Below are 20,662 nucleotides of genomic sequence, written 5' to 3'. Positions count from 1 at the left end.
CGCACGCCGCCCTTGGTCCCCGATCAGGGCGCGGGATGCAGGAACACCCGGGTGCTGATCGCGACCTCGTCGGGGATGAGCGCGGTATCGGCCCAGTCCCCGCCGCCGACGCCGAATTCCAGCCGTTTCACCGTCGCCCGGCCCGAGAGCAGCGCCGGGTTGCCCGGCGTCCAGGTGAAGTGGAGCGCGACCGGCCGGCTCACCCCGCGCAGGGTGAGGGTGCCGTCGGCCACGTACCCGTCGTCCACGGCGCGGAAGCGTTCGGCCACGTACGTCGCGCGGGCGAACCTGCCGACGTTGAAGAAGTCGCTGCCGGCCAGCGTGGAGTCGCGGTCGGCGTTGCCGGTCGAGGTGCCGGCGAGCTGGATCGTCACCTCGAGACGCGCGTCGTCGAGCCGCTCGGGGTCGAAGCGCAGCTTCGTGTCGAATCCGCCGAAGCGGCCGCTGAACACCTCGCCGTCGTACTTCGTGGCGAAGGCGAGCGAGGAGCCCGGCGCCTGCACGTAGTCGGCGGCGCGGGCGGGGGCGGCCATCATCGCCACCAGCATGGCGGCGACGGCGGCGGGGGTGGTGAGCCTAGGCGTCATGGTCCGGGTCCTCGGGTTCGGGGGTGCGCGTGCGGCGTCGGGGCAGCATCCGCGCCAGGGTTTCGTCGCGCACGATCAGGTGGTGCCACAGCGCCGCGGCGGCGTGCAGCACCACCAGTGCGACCAGCAGCAGGAACAGCAGTTCATGCGCGTCGCGCGCGCGGTCGGCCAGCCATTCATTCGGGCCGGTGAGCTTGGGCATGGTGAACAGGCCGAACCAGCGGAACGGCCGCAGGCCGCTGGCCGAGTCGTAGAGCCAGCCCGACAGCGGCATCGCCAGCGCCAGTACGTACAGCGCCCAGTGCGTGGCGCTGGCCACCGCGCGCTGCCAGCGCGGCGTGCCGGGCAGCGGCGGCGCGGCGCCGGCGTACAGCCGCCAGGCCAGCCGCAGCAGCATCAGCGCCAGCACGGTGATGCCCAGCGACTTGTGCGCGGTGTACACCCAGAAGTACTTCGGCGTGCGTGGCAGTTCATCCATGACCAGGCCGACGGTGGCCACGGCCAGGATCAGCAGCACGACCAGCCAGTGGAAGGCCTGGCTGACCGCGCCCCAGCGTTCGGGAGTGTTCTTCAGGGTCATGGTCCTGGATCGGTGTCGGAGGGCGGGGGAGTCGGGGTGGCGTCGTGGTTTGCGGCGGCGTCCGCGGCCTGCGCGGGATCGGGATCGTCCGGCGCCTCGTCACGGCTGCCGCGGGTGCGCGTTGCCTCGGCTTCGATCCATAGCTCGACCCGATCGCCGATCATCGACGGCCAGGCGTCGACGCCGAACGCCCTGCGGCTGAGCACCGTGGCGGCGGAAAAGCCGACCGTGCGCCGGAACGGCGGCAGCGGGTGGCGCCTGGCGGCGTTCATGCGCACCTCCAGCACCACCTCGCGCTCGATCCCGCGCAGATTGAGCACGCCCGCGACGCGCGCATGCCGCTCGTCGATCGGCTCCACCCGGGTGGAGCGGAAGCGGGCCACCGGGTAGGTGGAAGCGTCGAGCAGGCCGCGGCCGAGCGTGGCCCGGTTCCAGGCCGCGTCGCCGAAGTCCAGGCGCTGCAGCGGGATCTCGACCTCCACCTCCGCGCCGGTCCAGTCGCCAGGCATGTAGCGCAGCGTGCCGGTGGCCCCGGACAGCGTGCCCAGCGCGCTGGAGAACCCGGCGTGGTCGACCGCGACCAGCACCCGGGTGTGAACCGGGTCCAGCGTCCAGGCGGGCGGCTGCGCCCAGGCCGGCAGCGCCGCCAGCGCCAGCAGCAGCCAGGCCGGCGGCGGACGCCGGCGTCGGCGTGGGGAAGGCGCGGTGGCGGTGGCGGCTTGCACGCGGGCATTCTAGGCCGGCCGCGCGCACTTGCACCGGCAACGTTGCGTTGCGAGGATGCCGGGCCACGTGCCGCGGGCGCCAGGGAGGCACGACAGACCGGGAGGCCGGGTGCGGGGATTGGTCACGACAGCATGCGCGGGCGGGCTGCTGGCCGCGCTGGCGCTGTGCGCGCCGCCGGCGGCCGGCGTGGAGACCGCCATGGCGGCGGGCGGGCCGCCGCTGCCGATGCCGCGCCAGATCAGCGTCTACGACGGGCTGCCGTCCAACCGCATCAATGCGCTGGCCGAGGACCGCCAGGGCTATCTCTGGATCGCCACCCGCGACGGGCTGGCGCGCTACGACGGCGTGGGCTACCGCGTCTGGCGCGTGGGCGACGGCCTGCGCGACAACCACGTGTGGACGGTGCTGGTCGACCGCGAGGACCGGGTGTGGGTGGGCACCCAGAACGGCGGGTTGTCGATGCTCGACGTGCAGCGCCGGGCCTTCACCCATTACGGCCGCGATGGCGATCCGCGCATCGGCAGCAACGACGTCTGGTCGCTGGCGCAGACGTCCGATGGCGCGATCTGGTTCGGCACCGCCGACGGTGGCCTGCACCGGCTCGGCCGCGACGGGCGCATCACCCGCTTCATGCCCGAGCCGGGCGACCCGCGCAGCCTGCCCTCGGCCTCGGTGACCTGGCTGCGGACCGACGCCGCGGGGCGGCTGTGGGTCGGCACCTACCACGGCGTGGCGCGCTGGACCGGCCGCGACTTCGAGCGCCTGATGCACGACATGCACCCGCCCCCGGCGGTGAACGCGCTGGTGCCCGACCGCGACGGCGACATGTGGATCGCCACCGCCGCCGGCGCCTTCGTGCACCGCGCCGCCAGCGGGCGCATGGAGCAGGCGCCCTGGCGCGACCCGGTGCTGGGCCATCCGCCGCTGGGCATGCTGGTGCAGGACCGCCAGGGCGCGCACTGGCTGGACACGCGCAGCGGGCTGTCGGTCGAACGCGACGGTGTGGTGCACGACGTCCCGCTCTACAGCAACACCAGCCGCGGCCTGGTGCGTCCGTCGTGGTCGGCGGCGCTGGAGGACCGCGAGGGTGGCCTGTGGTTCGCCAGCTCCGAGATGGGGCTGTGGCACCTGCCGGCCAACTGGCGCAACTTCACCGTGCTGCGGCGGGTGCTGGACGACCCGGCCTCGGCGGCGAACGCCTTCGTCTACAGCGTCACCGCCGCGCGTGACGGTGGGCTGTGGCTGGTGGGGACCGGCGGCGTGCTCGACTGGCTCGATCCGCATTCGGCGCGGCTTGAGCACCGGCTCGAGCGCGTCTGTGGCGACCGGCTGCCGTACGTGGCGCGCGAAATGGTCGACCGCAGCGTGTGGATCGGCTGCCACGGCACGGTGACGCGCTGGGAGCCGGGCAGCGGCCGGGTGTCGCGCTGGCATCGCAGCGACGCGGTCGACGCCGCGCCCGGCGGCATCGTGGGCTACATCGTGGGCGAACCCGATGGCGGCGTGTGGCTGGGCGCGAACGACATGCTGCAGCGGCGCGACGCCGACGGCCGCGTCCGCCAGGTGATCGAGGCCGGCGGCCCGGAGGGCTTCCCCGCCAACAACGCCCTGCGCCAGATGTCGCGCGGCCCCGACGGCGCGCTGTGGCTGGCGACCCGCGTCGGCCTGCTGATGTGGAACGCCGGCGCGCGCCGGTTCGAGCCGGTGCCCGGCGGCCCGGACTGGCAGGTGTTCGCGTTCGGCTTCGGCGCCGGCGACCGGGTGTGGGTGGGCGGCAACGGCATGCTGGTGGCCTACCGCTGGGACGGCGCCGAACTGGTGGCCGAGCGCACCGTCGACGCGCGCCAGGGGTTGCCGGCGGTGGCGCCCGGCGGCCTGGTCGCCGACGGCCAGGGCGTGGTGTGGATGAGCACGCCGCGCGGCCTGGTGCGCTACGACCCCGGCCACGACCGCCTGCGCCTGTACAGCGTGCTCGACGGCCTGCCCAGCCAGCAGTTCAGCGAATACCAGTTCGAGCCCTCGGCCCGCGGCTACATCGCGGTCGGGACCGCCGACGGCCTGCTGCTGTTCCATCCGCGCCAGGTGCAGGAGGGTGCACGCTCGCCGAACCTGGCGATCGAGTCGGTGAGCGTGCGCCGCGGCGACCGCACGGTCGACTTCGCGCCCGATGCCCCGATCCGGCTGCGCCACGACGACCGCGACCTGCGCGTGTCCGCGCGCCTGCTCTCGTTCACCGACGCCCACGCCCATCGCTACCGCTTCCGGCTCGAGGGCTACGACCCGGCCTGGGTCGAGGTCGGCGCGGTGGGCGAGCGCCAGTTCCCGCGCCTGGACCACGGCCGCTACCGGCTGGAGGTGCAGGCGCGCACCGCCGACGACGACTGGATGCCGGCGCGGCGCCTGGCGCTGGAGGTACAGCAGCCCTGGTGGCGCACGCCGGCGGCGATGGCGGCCTGGACGCTGGCCGCGCTGGCGCTGCTCGGTCTGCTCGGGCTGCAGTACCGCGCGCGGCTCAAGCGGCGCCACGAATGGCAGCTGGCCGAACAGCGGCACGAACTCGCACTCCAGGCCTCGGTCGCCAAGACCCGGTTCCTGGCGACGTTGGGACACGAGGTGCGCACGCCGATGACCGCGGTGCTGGGCATGAGCGAGCTGCTGGCGAGCACCCAGCTGGACGCCCGCCAGCGCGGCCACGTCGAGTCGATCCGCCGCGCCGGCGAGCACCTGCTGCGCCTGGTCAATGACGCGCTCGACCTGGCGAAGATCGAGGCCGGCCGGCTGGAGCTGGTGGACGAGCCGCTCGACCTGCACGCGCTGGTGCGCGAGACCGCGGCGTTCCACGCGCCGCTGCTCGAACGGCGGGGGCTCGGGTTCGATTGCAGCATCGACCCGGCGCTGCCGCGCTGGGTCCTCGGCGACGCCGGACGGGTGCGGCAGATCCTGCTCAACCTGCTCGGCAACGCGGCCAAGTTCACCGAGCGCGGCAGCGTCGCGCTGCAGGCTGCACCGTATCCCGGCGGCGTGTGCCTGACCGTGCGCGATACCGGCCCCGGCCTCAACGAGGAGCAGAAGCAGCGCCTGTTCCGCCGCTTCGAGCAGGCCGAGGGCGCGCGCACCAGCGCCCGCTATGGCGGCAGCGGGCTGGGACTGGCGATCTCGCAGGAGCTGGCCGCGGCGATGGGCGGGCGGATCGAACTCGAGAGCGCGCCGGGCGAGGGCACGACGTTCCGCGTGCTGCTCCCGCTGCGTTCCGCCGCCGCCCCACCCGGCGCTCCGGACGCTCCACCCGAGGGGCGGGCACCGCACGGCCTGCGCCTGCTGCTGGTCGAGGACGAGGATGCCGTCGCCGACGTGATCGCCGGCCTGCTCGAAGGCCAGGGCCATCGTGTCCGCCGCGTCGCGCATGGCCTGGCCGCCTTGTCGGAGATCGCCGGCCAGCCGTTCGACGCGGCCCTGCTCGACCTCGACCTGCCCGGCATCGACGGCCTGGCCCTGGCGCCGCTGCTGCGCCAGAACGGCTTCGCCGGGCCCCTGGTCGCCGTCACCGCCCGCACCGACGCCGACGCCGAGGCCGCTGCGGCCAAGGCGGGTTTCGACGCATTCCTGCGCAAGCCGGTCACCGGGGCGATGCTGGCGCAGGCGTTGGCGGCCGTGCTTCCGGCCAGGCCGTCGGCCTAGTCGCAGGGTCGGGACCGACGCGCGCACGCGCCATGATCCGACCCGAGCGTCGGAGTGGGGCCGATACGCGCGAGGCCGTGCGGGCGGGACGATGAGGGCATCGCCCCAGTGGGACCGCGCCATGCGTGCCTGCCTCTTGCTGCTGCTGTCCATCCTGCTGCTCGCGCCCGCCGGGTCCGGCGCCGCGCAACCGCCTCCGCTCATGCTGGCCACCGACTACGACAGCAGCGTGGAGGCGGCCGACTACTGGGTCAGCGAGAAGCTCGACGGCGTGCGCGGGCGCTGGGACGGGCGCGCGCTGTGGACCCGCGGCGGCCGCCGCATCGAGGCGCCGGACTGGTTCGTCGCCGGCTGGCCGACGGTGGCGATGGACGGCGAGCTGTGGATCGGCCGCGGCCGCTTCGACCAGGTCAGCGGCCTCGTGCGCGCCGGGCATCGGGACGACGGCGCCTGGCGGCAGGTGCGCTTCATGGTCTTCGACCTGCCCGGGCACGCCGGCGGCTTCGGCGAACGGCTGTCGGAGCTGCGCAGACTGCTCGACGGTGCCGCCATCGCCTGGCTGCAGCCGGTGCCGCAGTTCCGCGTCCCCGATGCGGCGGTACTGCAGGCGCGGCTGCAGGCCGTGGTCGCCGCTGGCGGCGAAGGACTGATGCTGCACCATCACGACGCGCGCTACCGCGCCGGGCGCAGCGACGGCCTGCGCAAGCTCAAACCGCATGCCGATGCCGAGGCGCGCGTGGTCGCGCACCTGCCGGGCCGCGGCAAGTACGCGGGCATGACCGGCGCGCTGCTGGTCGAGCGCGGGGACGGCGTGCGCTTCCGCCTGGGCAGCGGCCTGACCGATGCCCAGCGCGCCGCACCGCCGCCGGTCGGCAGCCTGGTGACCTATCGCTACAGCGGCCACACCGTCAATGGACTGCCGCGGTTCGCTCGCTTCCTGCGCGTGCGGCACGAGCCTGCGCCGCCCGATCCGTAGGTGCGATCGGTGGCTGGGTTCGTCGCTGGCCGGCCCTGGAAAGGCGTGGCGTCACGCGGGCATCAGTCTTGCGGCTCATCGCGTACGTGTCGGAAACGGCGCCGCCTCTCCGGCAAGTTCGCTGTTGCAGGGAGCTGCATGACAAGGAGATGAGTGATCGGAGGATGCGCAGCCGCGCCCGGATCCGGGATGCCGCGGCAGTCTGGCGCGATCGAACACATCCGGCCGGACCCTGACCCTGGTCGCTGGATCGCAGTCCATGGGACGCTGCCGGTCCCCCAAGGATCTCATCGCGGACTTGCGAAAGCTGGGGCGCTGGGCCCTGGCGAACGGTGATCTCCCGATCCGCGTCGCAGACCGCCGCGACGGTTTCCCGTTCTTCGAGCACTGCGCGACGCCGCGCTTCCACATGCGCGAATGCGCAGTCGTGTCGGGAATCGAAGGATGGCCGCCGGAAACGACGACGGCCGCGTTGAAGGCCGCGCTACGTGGTGCCGGCGCCGAGTGGGATGGTTCGGCCAAGGACGGACCGGCACCCCACTGAAGGTGCCGGACCCCGGGTGTCGGCGCCGCGCCTCAGCGCGCGCTGTAGGCGTGGACTTCGTCGACCAGCACCGCGACGTGTTCCGGATTCATGTCCGGCGACATGCCGTGGCCGAGGTTGAACACGTGGCCCTCGCGCGAGCCGCCGTTGCCGTCGCGCCAGCTGTCGAGCGCGCGGCGGACTTCGCGCCGCACCGCCTCGGGCGAGCCGTAGAGGGTGGCCGGGTCGAGATTGCCCTGGACCGCGACGCGCCGGCCGGTGCGGCGCGCGGCCTCGCCCAGCTCCACCAGCCAGTCCACGCCGACGCCTTCGGCGCCGCTGCCGGCCAGGTCCTCCAGGTAGGCGCCGTTGCCGCGGCCGAAGATGATCAGCGGCGTGCGCTCCGCGCCCTCGCCGCGCTCGAGTTCGCGCGCGATGCGCTGCAGGTAGGGCAGGGAGAATTCGCGGTACATCGCTGGCGACAGCACGCCGCCCCAGGTGTCGAACACCTGCAGCGCCTGCGCGCCGGCCGCGCGCTGGGCCGCCAGGTAGGCGATGACCGCGTCGGTGTTCACCGACAGCAGCGCGTGCAGCGCCTGCGGGTCGTTGAGCGCCATCGCCTTGATCCGGGCGAAGTCCCTGCTGCCGCCGCCCTCGACCATGTAGCAGGCCAGCGTCCAGGGGCTGCCGGAGAAGCCGATCAGCGGCACCGCGCCATGCAGTTCGCGGCGGATCACCCGCACCGCGTCGGTCACGTAGCGCAACTCGCCTTCCATGTCGGGCACGCCGAGCCGGGCGATGTCGGCGGCGCTGCGCACCGGGCGTTCGAACTTCGGGCCTTCGCCCTCGACGAAGTACAGGCCCAGGCCCATCGCGTCGGGGATGGTGAGGATGTCGGAGAACAGGATCGCCGCGTCCAGCGGGAACCTGCGCAGCGGCTGCAGCGTCACCTCGCAGGCGATCTCCGGGTGCTTGGCCATGGCCAGGAAGCTGCCGGCCTTGCGTCGCACCTGGCGGTACTCGGGCAGGTAGCGGCCGGCCTGGCGCATCAGCCAGACGGGGGTGCGGTCCACGGGTTCGCGGCGCAGGGCGCGCAGGAAGCGGTCGTTGGCGAGGGGCGGGGTCATGGCGTTCCGGGCCGGCCAGCGCCGGCGGCAGGCAGGGGGAGGGGGCGCGTGCCGGTCCGCGGTGGCGGGGGCAACGCGGCGGTGGGGCGGGCGGTCCCGGTGGACGGCCGGGGCACGGGGGGCGCGTTCACTTCGGCGCGCCCGCGCCTTCGGCGTAGACCAGGTGGAAGCCGCGCTTGAGCTGCGCGTCGCGCGCCTGCTCCAGCGCCGCCAGTGCGCTCGCGTGGTCCATGTACTGCTCGCGGCGCAGGGTGCTGCGGCCACCGGTCTGGCCGCTTTCGCGCAGCAGGGTCCAGGCGCCCAGCAGGTCGGGCTGCAGGGTCAGCTGGACGAAGCGCGGCGCTTCGCGGCCTTCGGGACGTTGTTGCAGGAGCAGGCGCATGGGCCGGCCATTGTACGGCCTGGCCGCCCCGCGCCGGGGTGGCCGGTCACCCCGCCAGCACCGCCCGGACCTCGGGTTCGGGCACCCCGGCCAGGATCCGGGCGCGCCCGGCCCCGTCCCAGACCACGAACCGAAGGCCGCCGGCCTCGGCCTTCTTGTCCAGACGCATGTGTGCCAGCAGGGTGTCCGGGTCCAGCCCCGGGGGCGGTTCGACCGGCAGGCCGAAGCGCTGCAGCAGCCCGCGCAGGCGCGCGGTGTCGGCCGCGGGCGCCAGGCCCAGGCGCTCGGACAGGCGCGCCGCCTGGACCATGCCTACGGCCACCGCCTCACCGTGGATCAGGCCACCGTAGCCCTGCGCGGTCTCGATCGCGTGGCCGAAGGTGTGGCCGAAGTTGAGCAGGGCACGGTCGCCGTGCTCGTAGGGGTCGCGTTCGACGATCGCGGCCTTGTGCGCGCAGCTGCGCGCGATCGCCTCGGCCAGCGCGGCGTCGTCGCCGGCCAGCAGGGCGTCGGCGCGCGCATCGAGCCAGTCGAGGAACGGAGCGTCGACGATCGCGCCGTACTTCACCACCTCGGCCAGGCCCGCGCGCAGTTCGCGCGCCGGCAGGGTGCGCAGGGTGGCGGTGTCGGCGAGCACCGCACGCGGCGGATGGAAGGCGCCGACCAGGTTCTTGCCCTGCGGCAGGTCGACCGCGGTCTTGCCGCCGACCGAGGAATCGACCATCGCCAGCAGCGTGGTCGGCAGCTGCACGCAGTCCACGCCGCGCATCCAGGCCGCGGCCGCGAACCCGGCCAGGTCGCCGACCACGCCGCCGCCGAGTGCGTACACGGTGGCGTCGCGGCGCATGCCGGCGCTGGCGATCGCGTTGATCGCCTGGCCGAACGTGGCCAGCGTCTTGGAGCCTTCGCCCGCGGGCATGGTCCAGTGGCCGATGCGCAGCCCCGGGCGCGCCGCCGCCAGGGCGTCGAGCACGCGCTGCAGGTACAGCGGGGCGACCGCGTCGTCGCTGACGACGAAGGCGTCGCCACCGCGCAGCGTGGCGGCGAGCAGCGCGCCGTCGTCGACCAGGCCGGGCCCGATCGTGATCCGGTAGGGATGGGCGCCGCCGACGTCGACGCCGAGGTGCTGGCTCATGCGGTGTGATCCTGCGGGGTAGGGGTGGCGGGGCGGGTCCAGCGCTCGTCGAGCAGCCGGGCGATGCGCCCCGCGGCTTGCGGGGGGATGAGATGGTCGGTGTCGAAGCCCAGGTCGGCGACTTCGGCGTACAGCGGCGCGCGTTCGGCCGACAGGCGTTCGAGCACCTGGCGACGGTCGTCGCCTGCGATCAGCGGCCGGCTGCGGTCGCGCGCCAGGCGTTCGAGCTGGCGTTCGAGACTCACCTTGAGGTGGACCACGAAGCCACGCTCGCGCATCAGCGCGCGGTTGCGCGGATCAAGCACCGCGCCGCCGCCGGTCGCGAGCACCAGGCCTTCGCGCCGCAGCAGGTCGGCCAGCACCGCGGCCTCGCGCGCGCGGAAGCCGGCCTCACCCTCGCATTCGAAGATGGTGGGGATGTTGGCGCCGGTGCGCGCCTTGATCTCGCCGTCGACGTCGACGAAGGCCAGGCCGAAACGCTCGGCCAGGCGGCGGCCGATCGAGGACTTGCCGGCGCCCATCGGGCCGACCAGCACGAGGTTGGGGGCGGGATTCATCCGTCGAATCGTAGCAGTCCACGGACCGTGGCCGTTGCCTTAACGGATGCAGGTGCAGTCTGTTGCACCCGCGACCATTTGCGTCGCACCAGTGGAGGAAGTCCATGGCCGTCGCCAAGATCATCGAACTCAACGCCTCGTCGCCCACCAGCGTCGAGGATGCCGTGCGCACTGGCCTGGCCAAGGCCGCGGAGACCATCAAGAACATCCAGGGCGCCTGGATCAACGAGACCAAGGTGGTCACGTCGCCCGACGGCGGGATCGCCGAGTGGCGGGTGAACATGCGCGTGACCTTCGTCGTCGACTGAGGCCGCTCCGCCTACTCGCCGCCCCCGGCGGTCGTGGCCAGGAGCGCCCGCAGCCGCGCAATGTCCTCCGGATCCTCGCTGCCGAGCGCCTCGAGCGCCGGCAGCGCCCCGGCCAGGAGTTCGCGCCCGGCGGCGAGGTCCCCGGCCTGCAGCAGCAGGCGGCCGCGCAGCGCGCGCAGGCGATGCTCCCAGCCGGGGGTGGAATCGCCCGCGGTCAGTGCCTCGACGCTGAGCCCGTCCACGGCCCGCAGGCCCTCCTCGTGCCGGCCTTCGTCGGCCAGCGCGCGCGCCAGCGCGTATCGGAAGCTGTGCGCGGCAACGTTGTCCGCGCCATAGCGTTCGCGCAGCCCGCGCTCGGCGCGACGCAGGTGGTCCAGGCCCGCCTCGCGGTCGCCGCAGTCGTATTCCTTGAAGCCGAGGTTGCCGGTCTCGATCAGGGTCGCTTGGCGCTCCTCGCCGTAACGCGCGGCCATGCGTGCGCGCACCACGCGGGCGATTTCCAGCGCCTGCCCGCAGCGCCCGGCGTAGTCGTGGATGCTGGCCACGGTGGAGAGCTGGACCAGGGTGGTGTAGTCGTCGGGACCCAGGATGCGCCCGGTCGCGGCCGCGGCGGCTTCGGCCAGCGGCAGCGCCTCGTCGTAGCGGCCGAGGTTGCGCAGCGCGCGCGCCAGCATGATGCGGTGGCCGGCGGCCTTGCCCTCGCCGATCCGGCGCGCGTCGAACAGCGGGTCGGCGAGCATCGCCCGCAGCTGCGCGACCGCGCCGGCGAGGTCGCCCTGGCGCAGGGTCCCGTCGGCGAGGTTCTCGCGGATCGTGGCCGCCATCAGCGCGTCGTCCGGGCGCAGCAGGCGCTGCAGGCGGTCGGCGCGACGGTAGGCCTGCATGGCCGGTTCGATCTGCAGCTGCTGGAAATGGAACACGCCGCGGGCGTAGGCGGCGTCCAGCGCCAGGTCGTCGTCGCCGTGCAGGCCCGTGCCGAGCATGGCGTCGGTGGCGTCGAGCAGCGCGCCGGCCTCGGTGATGTGGGCGGCGGTGTTGGAGTAGGCGAGGGTGCGCACAAGGGCGTAGCGGGTGCGCAGGGTCAGCGGGTCGGCGGGGCCGAAGGCGCGCGCGTAGTCGCGCTCGGCCTCGCGCAGGTGGGCCACGCTGCGCTCGCGGTCGCCGAGCGTGCGCCAGGCCTGGCCCAGCGCGGCATGCACGCCGCCGCGGGTGGCCGGGTCGTCGGGGAAACGTTCGGCCACCTGGCTGGAGGCGAGTTCGAGCACCTCGCGCACGGTGGGGTCGCGTTCGTATCCGCTGCCGCCGGGGCTGAGCGCGCCGAGCAGGTCGTCGCTCAGGAAGGCCGCCACCGCCTCGGCGCGCGCCGCCTGCATCGCCGCGGCTTCGCGCAGGCGTTCGCTGCGGTACCAGAGCAGCGAACTGGCGACCAGGCCGATGCTGAGCATGCCGATGGTGGCCGCGATCCACGGTCGCCGCGCGCGCGCCTGCTCCAGCGCCCGTTGCGCCTGCTCGGCACTGCGCGCGGTGTCCGCGCGCTGCCGCGCCTCCTCGCGCCGCCGTGGCAGCGATGCCAGCCGTTCGGCCAGTCCGGCCACGCTGCCCAGGCGCCGCGCGGGATCGCCGTCGGTCGCGCGGGAGATGTCCTCGACCAGCAGCGGGTCGTCGATGTCGCGCTCCCAGCCCGGAGCCATCGGCCGGCGCAGGTCGCCCACCAGCAGCTGGTAGAGCAGCACGCCGAGCGCATACAGGTCGCTGCGCACGGTCGGCGGCTGGCCGGCCACCAGCTCCGGCGCCAGGTACAGCGGGGTTCCGCCGCTGCTGCCGGCGTCGGGCCGGGTCACGGTCAGGCCGAGGCCGGTGATCCCCAGTTCGGCCAGGCGCCCGGGCTGCAGCAGGCGGCTGCTGCCGAAGTCGGTGAGGCAGGCCTGCCAGCCGCCGTCGCGCCGCGGCCGGACCAGGATGTTGGCGGGCTTGATGTCCTTGTGCAGCACGCCCACGCCGTGGGCCGCGTCGACCGCGACGGCGACCTGGAGGAAGAAGTCCAGCCGCCGCGCCTGGTCCCAGCCGGCGAACTCCGCGTGCGCCCCGGCCCACTCGGGGAGCGACTCGCCGCCGTACTCGCATTCCAGGAAGCAGGGCTCGGTCTCGAAGTTCCAGTCCAGCACCCGCACGAAGTCGTCGCGTTCGCCCAGGGTGTCGCGCAGCACCCGCATCAGGGTGGCTTCGCGCTTGATCGCCGAGAGCCGTTCGCCGCCGCGGGCGAACTTGAACACCCGCGCCTCGCGGCTGCGCGGCTGGCGCGCCAGCCAGACCTCGCTGCCCAGGGTCTGGCCGAGCGGGCGTTCGAGCAGGAAGTGCTCGCGGCCGGGGACCGGCTGGCCCGGCTCGAACGTCAGCTCGGCGCTGGGGCGGTGGCCGACGGCGATGCGTTCGACCGGCCCCTCGAAGCGGTAACCGATCCGCGGCACGGTGACGATCCGGGATTCGCCGCCGGCATCCAGGGCCTTGCGCAGCTTGCCGATCGCGGTGGCGAGCACGTGGTCCACGGTGACCCGGCCGGCCCAGACCGTCTCGAACAGTTCCTCCTTGGTCACCACCTCGCCGACGTGGCGCAGCAGCAGGGCCAGCACCTGCAGCGGCTTGTGCTCGACCTCCACCGGCAGGCCCGAGACCCGCAGTTCGTGGCGCGCCTCGTCGAATTCCACCGCGCCGAAGCGCCAGCGGTAGACCCGGTCGTCGGGCGGCGGAAGGGCCTGGGACATGCCCGGATCATAGCCGCGCGCGGCGACCGGGAAGCCCTCCCCGTGCCCGCCGGCGCCCCCGCGATGCACGGCTTGAAGGTTCCTTGAAGCCGCCGTGAGGACACCGGATCGCGGCCCGGGAAGGATGCGGGCCGGGACGGGCGAGGGAGGAGACGCGATGCATGCATACCGGGTCTGCGCCATGGCCGTCGCCGGCGCACTCGCGCTGGCGGGCTGCGGCGGCGAGGGGGCGGGTGGACAGAACGCGGGCGCGCAGCCGGCCGCGGCGCCGGAGGCGGCGGCCGGACCCGAACCGGTCGCGACAGGCGACCTGCGCTGCCCGGCGCCCGTTCGCGAAGGACTGCCCGGACCGGACATCATCGGATTGCGCCTGGGCATGACCGCGGACGAGGCCCTGGCCACGGCGCGCTGCGCGCTCGGCGCGGACGCGGAGGTCAGCACCGCCAACCGCTGGCTCGACCGGCTCGACACCCACGGCGTGGAACTCGGTCCCCAGACCTTCACCGTGCGCAAGGGCGAGCATCGGCCCTGCGACTTCCGCCGCGAATGGCAGGAGTGCGAGGGCGGGCTGAAGTGGCTGCACGTGGACGAGGTGGTCACCGTGGCCACGCCCGGCGCGCCCGGCGCCGAGACCGCCCACCTCATCCGCCGCGCGCAGCACTTCCGCGAAGGCGCCATGCCGCCGGTACAGGCGCTGCTCGATGCGCTCGTCGCCAAGTACGGCGAGCCGCAATGGACCGAGGAATCGGACAAGCCGCGCGGGCATTCGGCCGGGCACCGCAGGCTCGAGTGGGTGCGTGACCATGCGGGCAATCCGATGGCAACGGCCAACCCGCTGTTCCACCGCTGCCGGGGCGCGGTGAACGCGCATCCCGATGCCACCGGGGCCAAGTGGTCCGACGGGTGCGGACTGAGCATCCAGGCCTGGATCGCGCTGAGCGGTCGGAACCCGGGGCTGGCGATGGAGGTGGGCACGGCCATGCTGCACCAGGGCAGCCTCTACGCCCATGTCGAGGCGATGCAGGACGAACTGCGGCGACTCGGCCAGGCGCGGCGCGAGGCGGAAGTGCAGGCGACGGAGGCGAGCGATGTGCGGCTGTGAGCGCGGGACGGGGCGCGCCCGGCTGCTGTCCGTGCCGCTGGCGCTGGTCCTGGCCGCCTGCGGCGGCGGCGATGCGCCCGCATCCACGGCGCCGGCCGGTGGTGGCGCCGTGCCTGGCCAGGCGGCAGGACCGCAGCCGACCGCACCCGGCGGGGTCGCAGCTGCGCCGGGGCCCTCGACGGCGGGCGCCGGCGCCGCGACCGCCACCGGCGGCGTGGCCGGACGGCACGAACTGGCGCATCCGGAAGACCTGCAGATGGTCATGCTGGCCTACCGGCTCGAAGGACGGCAGCCGCCGTTCGCCGAATGGGCCGCGGCGCAGCCCGGCGTGCGCATGGCCAACGAGTTCGAGCGCGCCGACGTGCTGCGCGCCGAGGAGGAGCGGCTGCGCGCGGTGTACGACGGCACCGAAGGCGTGGGCCTGCTGCGCCTGAACGTGCGCGCGGCGTTGAGCGAATACGACGGCGGCCGCGGCGGCTACTACCTGACCGCGTTCACGCCCGGCAGCGTCCTGACGTTCACCGCCTATCCGGTCGACCGGGCGCATCCCGAACGCGTGTCGGTGCGCGTCGACAACCCGGGCGAGCTGAACTTCTGGCCGCTCGACGCCGCGACCGCCCGGGACGTGCTCGACAGGAACGGCGGCCTGCGCAACGTCGTCCTCGATGCGCGCATGCGCATCACCGGCATCAGCCGGCGCAGCGATGGTTCCGCGCTGTCGGCCACGCTGCTCGGTTACACGATCACCAGCGACCGCCACGGCCAGCCCGTCGTGCTGGGCGGGCTGCGGTTCGACGGCAATGGAGGATGAGGCGATGAGGACCGGCACGACGATGGCGCTGCTCGCCCTGCTGCTGTCCGCCTGCGGCGGCGGCTTCAGGGGCACGTTCGAGGACGAGCTCGGCATGAGCGCGCTCACCTTCCATCCCGACGGCCGGGTGGTGATGTCCAGCCCGGTGGCGGGCGTCGAACGCGAACTGACCTACGAGATCGACGGCGACCGGATCCGGGTCCGGCTGTCGCGGGACAACGACGCGGCGCTGCTGCTCACCCGGGTCGACGACGACACCCTGTCCGGACCGGTCGGGACCCGCTACCGGCGCAAGGACTGAACGCGCTTTCCCGCCGCCCCCGCACACGGGCCGGCCCCCATGAACCGACGCGAGGCACGCCATGCTCAACCTGACCCCCGAATACGTCACCGGATTCATCACCCAGGCCGGCACCGGCAACCCGGTCGTGCTGGAGTCGCGCCGACAGGAGCTGGTGCAGCGCCTGCAGCCGGCCAGGATCGGCTCGCTCGCCTTCCTGGTCATCGGCGGCATCCTGACCGTCACCATCATCGGTGCGATCCTCGGGATCCCGATGCTGGCGGTCGCGGGCTGGGTGCACTGGAAGGTGCGCAACAGCCTGAAGGTGATCGACGAGTCCTACCGGGCGCTGGCGTCGGCGCCGGCCGGACGGCCGGCGTGACCGGCGAGGCGACGGGAGCAGACCGATGAAGCAGGCACTCGCAGCCACCCTTGCACCACTCGTCCTGCTGCTGCTCCTGGGCTGCCAGCCCGATGCGGCGGCCGGCCCGGCGCCCACGCAGTCGGCGGCGACACCCGAGGTCGTCGACGCCCTGCCGCTGGACTTCGGCTACTACGTCCGCACCGACGAGCCGTGCGACGACGCCACCTCCGCCGGCGTGCACCTCGTCAACCGCGCCGGGATGCGCTGGGTGACCTCGTTCTGCCTGTACGAACGGATCGAGCGCACCGGCGCGAACCGCTACCGGGTGCACCAGCGCTGCGGCGACCACGGCGGCACCGGCCTGGAGGTGGCGGACTACGACATCCCCGACCGCACCTCGTTCTCGTTCCGCTCCGACAGCGGCTGGGAGCATGCGGCGCGGCTGTGCCCGCAGCGCGAGATGCCCGAACCCTGGCGCAGCGAGGACATCAGCGACCAGGTCCGCTAGCGGGCGCGCGGTTCAGCGGGCGTCGCGCAGGCGCAGCGCGACCGGACGGCGTGCGCGGTCGAGCTCCACGACCACGTTCGCGCGCGCCGGAAGCACACGCAGCGCCTGGCGGCTGACGCGTTCATAGTGCTGCACGAAGCGCGCGAGCGCGTCCCGGTCCATGCCGCGCGCGCCCGGGTCCGCCGCGCGCAGCGCCTGCTCCTGTTGCCAGCGCCACTCCGGCACCACCCCGAACCCCGGCGGCTGCAGGAACAGCAGCCGGTCGATCCGCCCCCACAGCGCGGGATAGTCGCGCGCCAGGGCGGCATTGCAGTGGCGGCGCCAGCGGCCGTCGGCGTCCTCGTCGCGCTCGAGCCGGTTGAGCGGGGCGTCGAGCGCGGACGCGTCCTCGGCCGTGGCGCCCAGGCACCAGCCCTCGAACACGACCAGGTCGGCCGCATCGACCTGCGGCCAGTCCGCGACCGGCAGGCGGCGGTCGGACAGCTTGTCGAAGCGCGGGACGCGCACCGGCCGGCGTTCGCGCAGGGCATCAAGGACCTCGCAGGCCAGGGCGACGTCGTGTGTCCCCGGCGGACCGCGGGTGGCGAGCAGGGGGTGGACCTCGCGCGCCAGCGCCGCGCGCTGCGGGGCGTCAAGATAGAAGTCGTCCAGAGACACGGCGACCGTGCGCCGCCCGCGCGCCGCCGCGGCCGCGGCCAGCTGCGCCGCAAGGGTGGACTTGCCGCTGCCCTGGAGCCCGGAAATGCCGTACACGCGCGCACCGGCGGCGTGCGCGTCGTCGAGCAGCCGCGTCACCAGGGCGGCGTCGAACCCATGCGGCGCAGCGGCATGCGCATTCGTGGCCATCGGGCCACAATAGCCCAATGGACTGCGCCGATCTCCAGGCCGAGGCCCTGGCCACCTTCGATGCCCTGTTCGCCGAGGCGCGCGCCGCCGGCGAGCCCGACCCCACCGCGATGACGCTGGCCACGGCCACGCGCGACGGACGGCCGTCGGCGCGCATCGTGCTGCTCAAGGCGCACGACGCGCGCGGCTTCGTGTTCTACACCCACCTGGACGGACGCAAGGGCCAGGAACTGCAGGTCAATCCGTACGCCGCGCTGCTGTTCCACTGGCCGCGCGTGCGCAACGGGGTGCAGGTGCGGATCGAGGGTCCGGTCGAGATCGTCGACGAGGCCGAGGCCGACGCGTACTTCGCCACCCGGCCGCGGGTCAGCCAGCTCGGCGCCTGGGCCTCGCGCCAGTCCGAGACGCTGGAATCGCGTGAGGCCTTCGAACAGCGCCTGGCCGAGGTCGACCGCGAGTTCGAGGGCCGCGAGGTACCGCGCCCGCCGCGCTGGACCGGGCTGCGCGTGCGCCCGGACCGGATCGAGTTCTGGTATGGCGCCGAGTACCGGCTGCACGAGCGCTGGCTGTACGAGTTCGACTGCACCGGCCAGTGCAGCAAGCGGATGCTGTATCCGTGACGCCGGTGCCCGCCTTCCGTCTCCGGCCGGCGCGCCTGCCCGACGATGCCGGCCCCTGGGGACGGATGCGGCGGGCGCTGTGGCCGGACGAGCCCGGCGTCGATGGCATGGAGGAACTGCGCGCTGCGCTGGCGCCGGCAGACGCGGCCTGCGTGCTGCTTGCGCTGGTTGGCGACGAGGCGGTGGGTGTCGCGGAAGCCCGCCTGCGCACCGATTACGTCAACGGCACGACCACCTCCCCGGTGGGGTTCCTGGAGGCCTGGTACGTGGAGCCCGACTGGCGCGGCCGCGGCGTCGGCCGCACGCTGGTGCAGGGCATCGGGGACTGGACCCGCTCCCGCGGCTGCGCCGAGCTGGCCTCCGACGCGCTGCTGGACAACCTCGTGTCGCAGGCCGCGCACCGGTGCTGCGGCTTCGAGGAAACCGAGCGCGTCGTGTACTTCCGCAAGCGCGTCGCATGAGTACGGGGCCGCGCCGCATCGTCTGCCTCACCGAGGAGCCGACCGAGGTCCTGTACGCGCTCGGCGAGCAGGACCGGATCGTCGGCATCAGCGGCTTCACCGTCCGTCCGCCGCGCGCGCGGCGCGAGAAGCCGAAGGTCAGCGCGTTCACCAGCGCGAAGATCGAGGCGATCCTCGCCCTGCGGCCGGATTTCGTGGTGGGCTTCTCCGACATCCAGGCCGACATTGCCGCCGAACTGGTACGGCGCGGCGTCGAGGTGTGGATCAGCAACCATCGCAGTGTCGAGGGCATCCTCGACTACGTGCGCAGGCTGGGCGCGCTGGTGGGCGCGGCGGCGCGCGCCGAGGCCTACGCCGCCGGACTCGCGCGCGGCCTGGACGCGACCCGGGCGGCATCGGCGCGGCTGCCGGCGCGGCCGAAGGTGTACTTCGAGGAATGGGACGCACCGATGATCACCGGCATCCGCTGGGTGTCGGAGCTGGTCGCGATTGCCGGCGGCGACGACGTGTTCCCGGAACGCGCGGCCGAGCCGCTGGCGAAGGGGCGGATCCTGGCCAGCGGCGAGGCGGTGGTCGAGCGCGCGCCGGACATCATCCTCGGCTCGTGGTGCGGCAAGCGCTTCCGTCCGGAGCAGGTGGCCGCGCGGCCGGGCTGGGACGCGATCCCGGCGGTACGCGACGGCGAGCTGCACGAGGTGAAGTCGCCGCTGATCCTGCAGCCCGGGCCCGCGGCGTTGACCGACGGACTGGCCCGGATCGCGCAGGTCGTGCGCGACTGGGCGCATCGCCGCGCGCGCGGCTGAGCCGCGCCGCTCAGGGCGGCAGGAGGTCGCGGCTGAAGCGCAGCACGCCCGGTGCCGGCGCGCCCTCGGGATGCACGGTGACCTCGAAGGCCAGCGTGTCGGGCGGCGGCACGCGCGCGGTGCCGACGTAGTCGATGAAGTCCTCGCTGCGCACTTCGTGCATGGGCACGTCCTGCCAGACGCCGCGCAGGTCGCGGGCGCGCGCGCTGACCTGCGCTGGCACGGACGTCTCCTCGTGCACCGGTCCGCGGCGCACGCCCACCAGCAGCAGCTGCACGTCGCGGGCCGGCTCGACCCCGTAGCGCCGCGCCACCTCCGGCGGCAGGGACGCGGTGGGCGCGAGGCTCGCGCGCACGGTGACCTCGCCCACCCGCAGTTCGGCCGGCAGGCGTGCGGCCTGGGCGGCCGCGGCGAGGTCGGCGCGTGCGGACGGATCGGCGCCGCAGGCGGCCAGCGCGGCCATGGCGGCGGCCGCGATCGCGATCCTGCGCATGCGCGTCGGGTGCTCAGTCATTGGCCGCCGACAGCTCGCCGCCACGGCGGGTTGCCGCCCGGACCGCACGCGCGACCAGGCCGCGCAGGTCGCCGGCCTCGAACGCTTCGATCGCGGCCTGGGTGGTGCCGCCGGGCGAGGTGACGCGGCGCCGGAGTTCGGTCGGCGGCTCGCCGGATTCGACCAGCATCCGCGCCGCGCCCAGGATCGTGTGCCGGACCAGGGTGCGCGCGGCGTCCGCGGCCAGGCCCTCGGCGATGGCGGCCTCCTCCATCGCCTCGGCCAGCAGGAACACGTAGGCCGGACCGCTGCCGGAGGTGCCCGTGACCGCGTCCATCAGCGCTTCGTCATCGATCCAGACGGTGGCCCCGGCACTGGCCAGCAGGCCTTCGGCACGGGCGCGCCCGGCGGCGTCCACGCGCGGGTTGGCGTACAGGCCGGTGACGCCGGCGCCGAGCAGGGCGGGCGTGTTGGGCATGGTCCGCACCACCGCCAGGCCGCCGCCCAGCCAGCGGTCCAGCTGGGCCGAGGTGATGCCCGCGGCGATCGACACGACCAGCGGCCGCGCCTGTTGCGCCACGGCGGCCAGCTCCGTGCAGACCGCACGCATCACCTGCGGCTTGACCGCGAACACCCACGCCTCGGCCCCGTCGACCGCGTCGGCGGCCGATTCGAAGGTGGCCACCCCGAAATCCGACGCCAGCGCGGCGCGTGCATCCGCGCTCGGGTCGGCGACGCGGACCGCGGCCGGATCGGCGCCGGCCGCGAGCAGCCCGCCGACCAGGCTGCGAGCCATGTTGCCGCCGCCGATGAAGGCGACGATGGGAAGGGATCCGGGAGAAGCAGGGTCGGGCATGGAGTGGCCTGGCGTGCGGGAAGGGCCATATCACCCTACCGCAGAGTCGGCGGGAACGTAGGGCCGCGGACCGAGGGTGCCCGGGGCGCGCCGGCGGACGGCGCGCCCCGCGCGTCGCGCGGGCTCGGCGGCGCCCGCCGGCCCGATCCGGCGGCCCGATCCGGCGGCCACCGCGTT

Annotated in this window: 23 protein-coding genes; 12 read left to right on the top strand and 11 right to left on the bottom strand. The window is 74.2% G+C overall.

From position 1 onward, the window contains the following. Positions 1 to 23: 23 nt before the first annotated feature. From FQY79_RS06285 to FQY79_RS06275, 3 genes are read right to left on the bottom strand one after another with little or no spacing between them, the layout of a single operon-like run. Positions 24 to 587 (bottom strand): YceI family protein, encoded by a 564-nt coding sequence (locus tag FQY79_RS06285; RefSeq protein ID WP_146311765.1) that lies wholly within the window; start codon positions 585 to 587, stop codon positions 24 to 26. Next, positions 577 to 1,167: a cytochrome b gene (locus FQY79_RS06280; protein ID WP_146311764.1), complete on the bottom strand. Its 591-nt coding sequence runs from the start codon at positions 1,165 to 1,167 to the stop codon at positions 577 to 579. The genes FQY79_RS06285 and FQY79_RS06280 overlap by 11 nt, the downstream gene beginning before the upstream one ends. Beyond that, on the bottom strand, positions 1,164 to 1,826 hold the full coding sequence (locus FQY79_RS06275) for a YceI family protein (RefSeq protein WP_146311932.1): 663 nt from the start codon (positions 1,824 to 1,826) through the stop codon (positions 1,164 to 1,166). The genes FQY79_RS06280 and FQY79_RS06275 overlap by 4 nt, the downstream gene beginning before the upstream one ends. A 184-nt stretch (positions 1,827 to 2,010) precedes the next feature. Between FQY79_RS06275 and FQY79_RS06270 the strand changes: the two genes are divergently transcribed. The 3 genes from FQY79_RS06270 to FQY79_RS06260 all read left to right on the top strand — a co-directional run bounded on the left by FQY79_RS06270 (position 2,011) and on the right by FQY79_RS06260 (position 7,091). Continuing rightward, the gene (locus tag FQY79_RS06270; RefSeq protein WP_342779008.1) at positions 2,011 to 5,571 is read left to right on the top strand and encodes a sensor histidine kinase; all 3,561 of its coding nucleotides are present in this window, start codon (positions 2,011 to 2,013) and stop codon (positions 5,569 to 5,571) included. Positions 5,572 to 5,692: 121 nt separating this feature from the next. Then, positions 5,693 to 6,547, top strand: coding sequence for a DNA ligase (locus tag FQY79_RS06265; protein WP_146311762.1), 855 nt, complete (start codon positions 5,693 to 5,695; stop codon positions 6,545 to 6,547). Positions 6,548 to 6,845: 298 nt separating this feature from the next. Next, on the top strand, positions 6,846 to 7,091 hold the full coding sequence (locus tag FQY79_RS06260; RefSeq protein ID WP_146311761.1) for a hypothetical protein: 246 nt from the start codon (positions 6,846 to 6,848) through the stop codon (positions 7,089 to 7,091). Between the two features lie 32 nt (positions 7,092 to 7,123). Here FQY79_RS06260 and hemE read toward each other — a convergent pair whose 3' ends face one another. From hemE to FQY79_RS06240, 4 genes are all read right to left on the bottom strand, one after another. Further along, positions 7,124 to 8,197, bottom strand: coding sequence for a uroporphyrinogen decarboxylase (hemE, locus tag FQY79_RS06255; protein ID WP_146311760.1), 1,074 nt, complete (start codon positions 8,195 to 8,197; stop codon positions 7,124 to 7,126). 127 nt (positions 8,198 to 8,324) lie between these two features. Beyond that, positions 8,325 to 8,579, bottom strand: a complete 255-nt coding sequence (locus FQY79_RS06250) for a WGR domain-containing protein (protein ID WP_146311759.1) — start codon at positions 8,577 to 8,579, stop codon at positions 8,325 to 8,327. Between the two features lie 46 nt (positions 8,580 to 8,625). After that, a complete protein-coding gene (gene aroB / locus FQY79_RS06245; RefSeq protein ID WP_146311758.1) occupies positions 8,626 to 9,714 on the bottom strand; it encodes a 3-dehydroquinate synthase in 1,089 nt (362 codons plus the stop codon). After that, on the bottom strand, positions 9,711 to 10,271 hold the full coding sequence (locus FQY79_RS06240) for a shikimate kinase (protein WP_146311757.1): 561 nt from the start codon (positions 10,269 to 10,271) through the stop codon (positions 9,711 to 9,713). Before FQY79_RS06240 ends, aroB begins: the two co-directional genes overlap by 4 nt. A 104-nt stretch (positions 10,272 to 10,375) precedes the next feature. Between FQY79_RS06240 and FQY79_RS06235 the strand changes: the two genes are divergently transcribed. Next, positions 10,376 to 10,579, top strand: coding sequence for a dodecin family protein (locus FQY79_RS06235; protein ID WP_146311756.1), 204 nt, complete (start codon positions 10,376 to 10,378; stop codon positions 10,577 to 10,579). An 11-nt stretch (positions 10,580 to 10,590) separates the two neighbouring features. Here FQY79_RS06235 and FQY79_RS06230 read toward each other — a convergent pair whose 3' ends face one another. Then, a complete protein-coding gene (locus tag FQY79_RS06230; protein ID WP_186759820.1) occupies positions 10,591 to 13,341 on the bottom strand; it encodes a protein kinase domain-containing protein in 2,751 nt (916 codons plus the stop codon). Positions 13,342 to 13,498: 157 nt separating this feature from the next. Between FQY79_RS06230 and FQY79_RS06225 the strand changes: the two genes are divergently transcribed. From FQY79_RS06225 to FQY79_RS06205, 5 genes are all read left to right on the top strand, one after another. Beyond that, positions 13,499 to 14,443, top strand: a complete 945-nt coding sequence (locus FQY79_RS06225) for a hypothetical protein (RefSeq protein ID WP_146311754.1) — start codon at positions 13,499 to 13,501, stop codon at positions 14,441 to 14,443. 214 nt (positions 14,444 to 14,657) lie between these two features. After that, a complete protein-coding gene (locus FQY79_RS06220; protein ID WP_146311752.1) occupies positions 14,658 to 15,254 on the top strand; it encodes a hypothetical protein in 597 nt (198 codons plus the stop codon). Positions 15,255 to 15,258: 4 nt separating this feature from the next. Then, complete coding sequence (locus FQY79_RS06215) at positions 15,259 to 15,555, top strand: hypothetical protein (RefSeq protein WP_144774150.1); 297 nt, start codon at positions 15,259 to 15,261, stop codon at positions 15,553 to 15,555. Between the two features lie 61 nt (positions 15,556 to 15,616). After that, entirely contained in the window at positions 15,617 to 15,916 is a 300-nt protein-coding gene (locus tag FQY79_RS06210; protein WP_146311750.1) for a hypothetical protein, read from the top strand. A 25-nt stretch (positions 15,917 to 15,941) separates the two neighbouring features. Beyond that, positions 15,942 to 16,406, top strand: a complete 465-nt coding sequence (locus FQY79_RS06205; RefSeq protein ID WP_146311748.1) for a hypothetical protein — start codon at positions 15,942 to 15,944, stop codon at positions 16,404 to 16,406. Between the two features lie 12 nt (positions 16,407 to 16,418). Here FQY79_RS06205 and FQY79_RS06200 read toward each other — a convergent pair whose 3' ends face one another. After that, on the bottom strand, positions 16,419 to 17,252 hold the full coding sequence (locus FQY79_RS06200) for a kinase (RefSeq protein WP_146311746.1): 834 nt from the start codon (positions 17,250 to 17,252) through the stop codon (positions 16,419 to 16,421). A gap of 17 nt (positions 17,253 to 17,269) precedes the next feature. On the opposite strand from FQY79_RS06200, the gene pdxH reads away from it, so the two are divergent. From pdxH to FQY79_RS06185, 3 genes are all read left to right on the top strand, one after another. After that, positions 17,270 to 17,872: a pyridoxamine 5'-phosphate oxidase gene (gene pdxH / locus FQY79_RS06195; RefSeq protein ID WP_146311744.1), complete on the top strand. Its 603-nt coding sequence runs from the start codon at positions 17,270 to 17,272 to the stop codon at positions 17,870 to 17,872. A 65-nt stretch (positions 17,873 to 17,937) separates the two neighbouring features. Then, on the top strand, positions 17,938 to 18,333 hold the full coding sequence (gene aac(6') / locus FQY79_RS06190) for an aminoglycoside 6'-N-acetyltransferase (protein WP_146311928.1): 396 nt from the start codon (positions 17,938 to 17,940) through the stop codon (positions 18,331 to 18,333). Next, positions 18,330 to 19,136 (top strand): ABC transporter substrate-binding protein, encoded by an 807-nt coding sequence (locus FQY79_RS06185; RefSeq protein WP_146311742.1) that lies wholly within the window; start codon positions 18,330 to 18,332, stop codon positions 19,134 to 19,136. Before aac(6') ends, FQY79_RS06185 begins: the two co-directional genes overlap by 4 nt. Before the next feature lie 10 nt (positions 19,137 to 19,146). On the opposite strand, the gene FQY79_RS06180 is transcribed toward FQY79_RS06185, so the two are convergent. Then, entirely contained in the window at positions 19,147 to 19,629 is a 483-nt protein-coding gene (locus FQY79_RS06180) for a DUF4426 domain-containing protein (RefSeq protein ID WP_186759819.1), read from the bottom strand. A gap of 13 nt (positions 19,630 to 19,642) precedes the next feature. After that, complete coding sequence (gene proC, locus FQY79_RS06175; protein WP_146311738.1) at positions 19,643 to 20,485, bottom strand: pyrroline-5-carboxylate reductase; 843 nt, start codon at positions 20,483 to 20,485, stop codon at positions 19,643 to 19,645. Between the last annotated feature and the right edge of the window lie 177 nt (positions 20,486 to 20,662).

This window comes from Luteimonas wenzhouensis, from assembly GCF_007859305.1.
GTDB classification, from domain to species: domain Bacteria; phylum Pseudomonadota; class Gammaproteobacteria; order Xanthomonadales; family Xanthomonadaceae; genus Luteimonas; species Luteimonas wenzhouensis.
This window is presented reverse-complemented; position numbering and strand designations above follow the sequence as displayed.

What these genes read in the sequence shown, in the direction of transcription:
- hemE (WP_146311760.1), bottom strand. Translation starts at nt 8,197, where the DNA reads ATGACCCCGCCCCTCGCCAACGACCGCTTCCTGCGCGCCCTGCGCCGC.
- FQY79_RS06240 (WP_146311757.1), bottom strand. Translation starts at nt 10,271, where the DNA reads ATGAATCCCGCCCCCAACCTCGTGCTGGTCGGCCCGATGGGCGCCGGC.
- FQY79_RS06285 (WP_146311765.1), bottom strand. Translation starts at nt 587, where the DNA reads ATGACGCCTAGGCTCACCACCCCCGCCGCCGTCGCCGCCATGCTGGTG.
- FQY79_RS06215 (WP_144774150.1), top strand. Translation starts at nt 15,259, where the DNA reads ATGAGGACCGGCACGACGATGGCGCTGCTCGCCCTGCTGCTGTCCGCC.
- FQY79_RS06225 (WP_146311754.1), top strand. Translation starts at nt 13,499, where the DNA reads ATGCATGCATACCGGGTCTGCGCCATGGCCGTCGCCGGCGCACTCGCG.
- pdxH (WP_146311744.1), top strand. Translation starts at nt 17,270, where the DNA reads ATGGACTGCGCCGATCTCCAGGCCGAGGCCCTGGCCACCTTCGATGCC.
- FQY79_RS06235 (WP_146311756.1), top strand. Translation starts at nt 10,376, where the DNA reads ATGGCCGTCGCCAAGATCATCGAACTCAACGCCTCGTCGCCCACCAGC.
- aroB (WP_146311758.1), bottom strand. Translation starts at nt 9,714, where the DNA reads ATGAGCCAGCACCTCGGCGTCGACGTCGGCGGCGCCCATCCCTACCGG.
- FQY79_RS06200 (WP_146311746.1), bottom strand. Translation starts at nt 17,252, where the DNA reads ATGGCCACGAATGCGCATGCCGCTGCGCCGCATGGGTTCGACGCCGCC.
- FQY79_RS06265 (WP_146311762.1), top strand. Translation starts at nt 5,693, where the DNA reads ATGCGTGCCTGCCTCTTGCTGCTGCTGTCCATCCTGCTGCTCGCGCCC.
- FQY79_RS06180 (WP_186759819.1), bottom strand. Translation starts at nt 19,629, where the DNA reads ATGCGCAGGATCGCGATCGCGGCCGCCGCCATGGCCGCGCTGGCCGCC.
- FQY79_RS06280 (WP_146311764.1), bottom strand. Translation starts at nt 1,167, where the DNA reads ATGACCCTGAAGAACACTCCCGAACGCTGGGGCGCGGTCAGCCAGGCC.
- FQY79_RS06250 (WP_146311759.1), bottom strand. Translation starts at nt 8,579, where the DNA reads ATGCGCCTGCTCCTGCAACAACGTCCCGAAGGCCGCGAAGCGCCGCGC.
- FQY79_RS06210 (WP_146311750.1), top strand. Translation starts at nt 15,617, where the DNA reads ATGCTCAACCTGACCCCCGAATACGTCACCGGATTCATCACCCAGGCC.
- FQY79_RS06205 (WP_146311748.1), top strand. Translation starts at nt 15,942, where the DNA reads ATGAAGCAGGCACTCGCAGCCACCCTTGCACCACTCGTCCTGCTGCTG.
- proC (WP_146311738.1), bottom strand. Translation starts at nt 20,485, where the DNA reads ATGCCCGACCCTGCTTCTCCCGGATCCCTTCCCATCGTCGCCTTCATC.
- FQY79_RS06230 (WP_186759820.1), bottom strand. Translation starts at nt 13,341, where the DNA reads ATGTCCCAGGCCCTTCCGCCGCCCGACGACCGGGTCTACCGCTGGCGC.
- FQY79_RS06185 (WP_146311742.1), top strand. Translation starts at nt 18,330, where the DNA reads ATGAGTACGGGGCCGCGCCGCATCGTCTGCCTCACCGAGGAGCCGACC.